Source organism: Pseudonocardia sp. (assembly GCF_025965585.1).
GTDB lineage: Bacteria > Actinomycetota > Actinomycetes > Mycobacteriales > Pseudonocardiaceae > Pseudonocardia.
Genome location: NZ_JAOPWR010000124.1, coordinates 1 through 5,252 on the forward strand (window position 1 = coordinate 1; position 5,252 = coordinate 5,252).

Genomic DNA, 5,252 nt, shown 5'->3' on the forward strand with positions numbered 1-5,252 from the left:
TGGTCTCGGTGCCGCAGCCGCACGCGCAGGCGCGCAGTCGGTACTGCTCCTCCTCGGGCAGTTCGATGTAGCCGACGGGGTTGCGGGACTCGTTGTCCAGCGGGTCCCGGCGCCCGACGTAGGCGTCGCGGACGGGATGACCTTCCTCAAGGACCCGGCCGATGATGCTGCGCCGGCCCTCGGCGTCAGCCGAGGTGATCGACTCGATCCCCTCGGCGTCAGCCGAGGTGATCGACTCGATCTCGATCGCGGCGAGCACCGCGCGGTCGGGCGGGTTGTTCGCCGCGATCAGGGCGAAGGTCTCGTTGTCGGCGCGCGGGCCGAGCTTCCAGGCCCCCCGCCCGGCCTCGTAGGCCTCGGCCTCGGTCATGCGGGGGAACCACCCCGTCCACCCCGCCCGGCGCCCGGGTGGTCGCGGTCTGGGAGGGCATCCGCCGCACCCACGGCGCCCCGCCCGACCAGGCGGCCCCGCTGATGCCGCCGGCGCTGTTCGACGTGCTCGACCACTGCCCGCAGACCAAGGTCTGGAAGACCCGCCCGCCCGAACCCGACCTGGCCGTCCTCCGGGACCGGGCGCTGCTGCTGGTCGGGTTCTTCGCCGCGCTGCGCCGCTCCGAGCTCGCGAACCTGCGGGTCGAGGAGATCAGCGCGCACGACCGCGGGCTGGTCCTCACCCTGCCGCGGTCGAAGGCGAACCAGCGCGGCGAGGAGCACCAGCTCGTCGTGCTCCCCCGCGCCGGGCGCCGGGCACACCGCCCGGTCACCGCCGTGCAGAGCTGGCTGGACGCCGCCGGCATCACCGGCGGGCCGGTGTTCCGCAAGATCAGCCGGGGCAACCGGGTCCTGGACCGCGGCCTGCACCCGGGTCGATCAACGATCTGGTCCAGGCCGCGATCGGCCGGGCGGGACTGCAGGGCGGCCCGTTCTCCGCGCACTCGTTGCGCGCCGGGTTCGTCACCTTCGCGCACCTGCGCGGCGCGTCGGACCGCGCGATCGCCCACCAGACCCGGCACCGCTCCCTGGCCACCCGCGGCGCGTACGTGCGGATGGAGACCGCGTGGCAGGACAACGCGGCCACCCAACTCGGGCTGTAGCGCCCAAAAGTAGGCGGTGAGCGAGGGCCTTCAACAGTGTTTTGGCAGGTCAGCGCGGCGACACGCTATCGGCGTTGGTTCGGGTGCCCGGGGTGTGGCCGCTCGCGCTGGGCGTGCGGGTGCTGGCAGGTCTGCTGATGGTGGCGGCGACCGCGGCACACTGGATCCGTCATCCCGAGCCCCGCTGGCGCCCACCTGGACGACCTGAGCGCTTCCCACCCGGAAACGCTGCAGGACACAGTCACAGATCACGCGGTGGCCGTCTCAGAGCCCGACGCCACGCCGCTGATCAGCGGCGACCTCGTATACCACGCCCCCGGACGCAGCCCAGCCGTTACGAACGCCTCCGGCTGCCCGGTATCTCGGATTGCCGCTGGCCTGGAGGACGCAAGACGCCAAGGCGAGAAGAATCTCGGATGGGCGGTCAACGGCAGGAGGCATTCGCATGCCGCGTCATGTCTCGCAACCGCTCCGAGGCAGCCGGGGGCAGTAGTCACCGTTCTGCGGAAGTGGAGATCAGTCCGGTGAGAGATGCCACCGACGACGACCTGATCCACTGCCCCCGGGCACGCACCCCGCGGGCCTGGCTGTATGACGCCGTCGACCGGCTGGCGGGCGCCGATCCAGGGCTGAACCAGCTGCGGATGGCATCGCAGGCGGCGCTGGGCGCCGCCGCCGCCCTGGGGCTGGCCTACCTGTTCGTCCGGCTGACCGGCGCGATGCAGTTGCCGGCCGGCAGTGCGCCCCCGGCCGTGCTGACGGCGACGAACCGCGCGATGCTCCTCATCTCGATGCTGCTCGCCGGCATGGTCGCGATGATGTCCGCGTTCACGGTCCAGGATCGCACTGCGCGCGGTCAGGTGCTGTCCTCGCTGCTGCTGCCGGTGCTGATGCTGATCGGGCTCACTCTCGGGCTGCTGGTCGGGCCCTATCGCGTGCCGTCGCTGGCCTACCTCGTCCTGGCGATGGCCGTGGCGGTGTACGTCCGCCGCTTCCCTCCGCGCGGGTTCGGCGCCGGGATGGGCGTCTTCTTCGGCGCCTTCCTCGGGTTCTTCCTGTCCGCCGAGCTCGCCCTGCACGACATCGGCTGGATCGCCGCCGCCCTCGGGATCGGGACGCTCGCGTCGCTACTGGTGCGGTTCGCCTTCCTCCGCCCGGAGCCGGAGCGAGCCCTGGCGCGGATGAGCCGGTCGGAGGGTGCCCGGTCCCGGCGGCTGCTCGCACTGAGCGTCGGGGCGCTCGCCGAAGCGGACGAGGGGCGCATCCGGGCGGGGGAGGAGCACATCCGCCGCCAGCTGGTCCGGCTGAACGAGACCACGCTCATGATCGATGCCCAGCTGGCCGAGACCCGCCCGCGCACGGCGGCGGTCGAGGCACATCGGCTCTTCGACGCCGAGCTGGCGCTGTCCAACTGTGCGCGCTTCGCTGTGGCGCTGGCCACGGACGGTTCGCTGTTCGCCGTCCGCAGCCGGGCGGCGGACGCGGTGTCCGCGCTGCTCGACGGCGACCCGGCAGCGGTGTCCCGCGCCGTGGCGGCGCTGCGGGAGGTGGAGTGCGACGGGCACCGCGCGACCGTGCAGGCCTCCCGATTGGCCGCCTCCGTGGAGCACTACGCCGCCGCCCGCGCCCGCCTCGGCAGGCCGGTCGGGGAGGAGGAGACCGCCGAGGCCGCCGGCGGCGACTTCACCCCCGCCGTCCAGCTGGTCAACAACTGGCTGCCCGGCTCGATGCCGGTCAGCGCCGAGGCCTCGACCACGCGGGGGCGCGGCCTGCTCGACCGCGCCACGATGCCGCCGCATGTCCGCACCACCGTCCAGATCACCATCGCCGGCACGCTCGCGGTCGTCGCCGGGGACGCGGTGTCGGGACAGCGGCTGTACTGGGCGGTACTGGCGACCTTCTTCGCCTTCGTGATGGCAACCAACTCCGGTGAGCAACTGCGCCGCGCGCTGTTCCGGATCGGCGGCACCGCGATCGGCATCGTGGCGGGCGATCTACTCGTCCACCTCACCGGCGGCGACGTCTGGTCGTCGCTGGCCATCATCGTGGTGGCGCTGTTCCTCGGCATCTACCTGATCCGGCTCAACTACATGTTCATGGTCATCGCGATCACGGTGGTCATGTCCCAGCTGTACGAGCAGCTCGAGGAGTTCAGCTGGCAGCTGCTGCTGCTGCGGCTGGCCGAGACGGCGATCGGCGCCGGCGCCGTCATCCTCACTGTGCTGCTGATCGTGCCGCTGCGCCCGCAGCGGGTACTCACCGCCGGGGTGTTGCTCTGGTTCACCACGCTGCGCAGGCTGCTCGAGGCCGTACGCGGCCGGCTGGACGGGCAGCGGGCGCCGCTGCGACCGCTGGTCCGCGACGTCGACGCCGCCTACGCTGCGCTGGTCGCGACCGCCACGCCGCTGCGACCGGTCACCTTCGGCCGCAACTCCACCCAACTCACCGAGATCCTGGTGGTGAGCTCGGCCGCCCGGCAGTACGCCCGGTCCCTCGGCGCCTTGCTGGAGGAGGCCGAGGCCGACGGGGCGGTCCTGCCGTGGGCCGACAACCGGCAGCTGCACGCGGCCGTCGAGCAGCTGCTCACCGCGGCCGAGGCGATCGAGCACCGCATCGCAACCCGTGTGCACGGCCGCTACGTACGCTCCTCGGCCCTCGTCGCGCTCGCCCTTGACGACCTCCGCCCGCGGCAGTCACCGCTGGCGCAGGCACTGCACGACCTCACCCTGCTCGACGGCACCCTGGCCCGGCTGGCCACCGCGCTGCAGATGGACATCGACGCCCACGACACCGGCCAACCCGCGGACGAGGCCCTCGATCTGGGCGTCCGCCCGCCGGTGTAGCCCTCCACGAAGATGTGCTGCGCCAGTCTTCAAGCGCTGAGTCCCGAGGCGGGGTTGCGTTGCCTCGCGGAGGTCAGGTCTCCGCATTCTCGACGAGAGCTGCTGCGACCGCGAGAAACGCCGTCGGAGCTGACGGTCCGAGGACCTGTATCGCCTCGTACCACGAGGCCCCAGTCAGCAATGTCGCAGCCAGTCGCGCCGGGCCCGGCAACGATCCGGCTCGAGACTTCGCGCGAGGGCCTCTGCGATCTCCCCACGCTGCCGACCGATCGGCCAACGGGGTGCCTTCCCCGCGGCGCCCGTCGGGGTCGTCGCCGGTGCGACGCTGCTGGCCGCTCCCCGCGACGTGCACGCCGCGGCACGGTAACTCCCGCGGAGGACCCTGTACGAGGAGCCCACGTCGCTGCCCGGCTCACCCGCGGACAGCGCCGGCTCTGGCTCTGCATCCAGCGACCCTGGCCGCGGGCGCACGACCTCGCCGCGGCGTTCGCCCGGCTCGTCGCTGCCCCCGACCGGTTGACCTTCCAACCTGACACGCCAACCTGACACGGTTCCTCCGCCCACGATCACCAGGGCGATGATGACGATGAACGGGAGCCAGGAACGCATCACTCCGCATCTCCGGCGAGCCAAGGAACCGGAGCCCTCGTGATCCTTCCATAAACGAAAACCGCGTCCTCCCCCTGACGGGTGCGAAACTCGCATCCAGCACCGATCGCTATTCCCCTTGTCGTCGACCAGTTCGCTCGGGGCGTGGGTGCGGGGCGACGAACGGCGCCACGGTGCTCAGCGGGCCGGCCGGTGGGAGGTTCCGGCCACCGAGCGGACGGCCGCGAGCTGCAGCGCGTCGTCCCGGGACAGTTCGGGGAGCAGGCCGACGATCCGCTGCGCGAGCATGGTCTTGCCGGTCCCGGGTGGTCCGACCAGCAGCAGGTGATGGCCGCCCGCGGCCGCCACCTCCAGCGCGTGGCGGGCGTCCGGCTGACCCACGACCTCCGCGAGCTCCGGCACCACGGGCCCGGGCTCGCCGGCCACCGGGCCCGGGCGGTCCAGCGGACCGTCCCCGGCGAGCCAGGTGAGCACGTCGGCGAGTGTCCCGGCCCCGAACACGTCGAGCCCCTGCTGGATCCTGGGCGATCGGGTCCCCTCGTTCGGTCGGGACAGCTGAATGACGGTGCTGGTCAGCGGATGAGTCGGACGGTCAGGGCGAGATCGTCGAGGGGGAGCTGGGCCCAGGCGGTGTCGGCGGTGACCGCGGCACAGCCCACGCGCTCGGCGAGGGCCAGGCAGCACCGGTCCCCGAGGGACAGGCCCG

The 5,252-nt window shown here is 72.5% G+C and carries 2 protein-coding genes and 2 pseudogenes; 2 read left to right on the forward strand and 2 right to left on the reverse strand.

Annotated features, from left to right (window positions below; genetic code table 11):
• Window positions 1-370: pseudogene (locus JWR81_RS07875) on the reverse strand (hypothetical protein); the annotation flags it as partial.
• 38 nt (window positions 371-408) lie between these two features.
• Between JWR81_RS07875 and JWR81_RS07880 the strand changes: the two are divergent.
• Both JWR81_RS07880 and JWR81_RS07885 read left to right on the forward strand, forming a co-directional pair.
• Window positions 409-1,107, forward strand: a complete 699-nt coding sequence (locus tag JWR81_RS07880; protein WP_297648816.1) for a hypothetical protein — start codon at window positions 409-411, stop codon at window positions 1,105-1,107.
• A 511-nt stretch (window positions 1,108-1,618) separates the two neighbouring features.
• On the forward strand, window positions 1,619-3,937 hold the full coding sequence (locus tag JWR81_RS07885) for an FUSC family protein (RefSeq protein ID WP_297648819.1): 2,319 nt from the start codon (window positions 1,619-1,621) through the stop codon (window positions 3,935-3,937).
• A 757-nt stretch (window positions 3,938-4,694) separates the two neighbouring features.
• On the opposite strand, the pseudogene JWR81_RS07890 reads toward JWR81_RS07885, so the two are convergent.
• A pseudogene (locus JWR81_RS07890) lies at window positions 4,695-5,056 on the reverse strand (ATP-binding protein); the annotation flags it as partial.
• Window positions 5,057-5,252 lie beyond the last annotated feature (196 nt).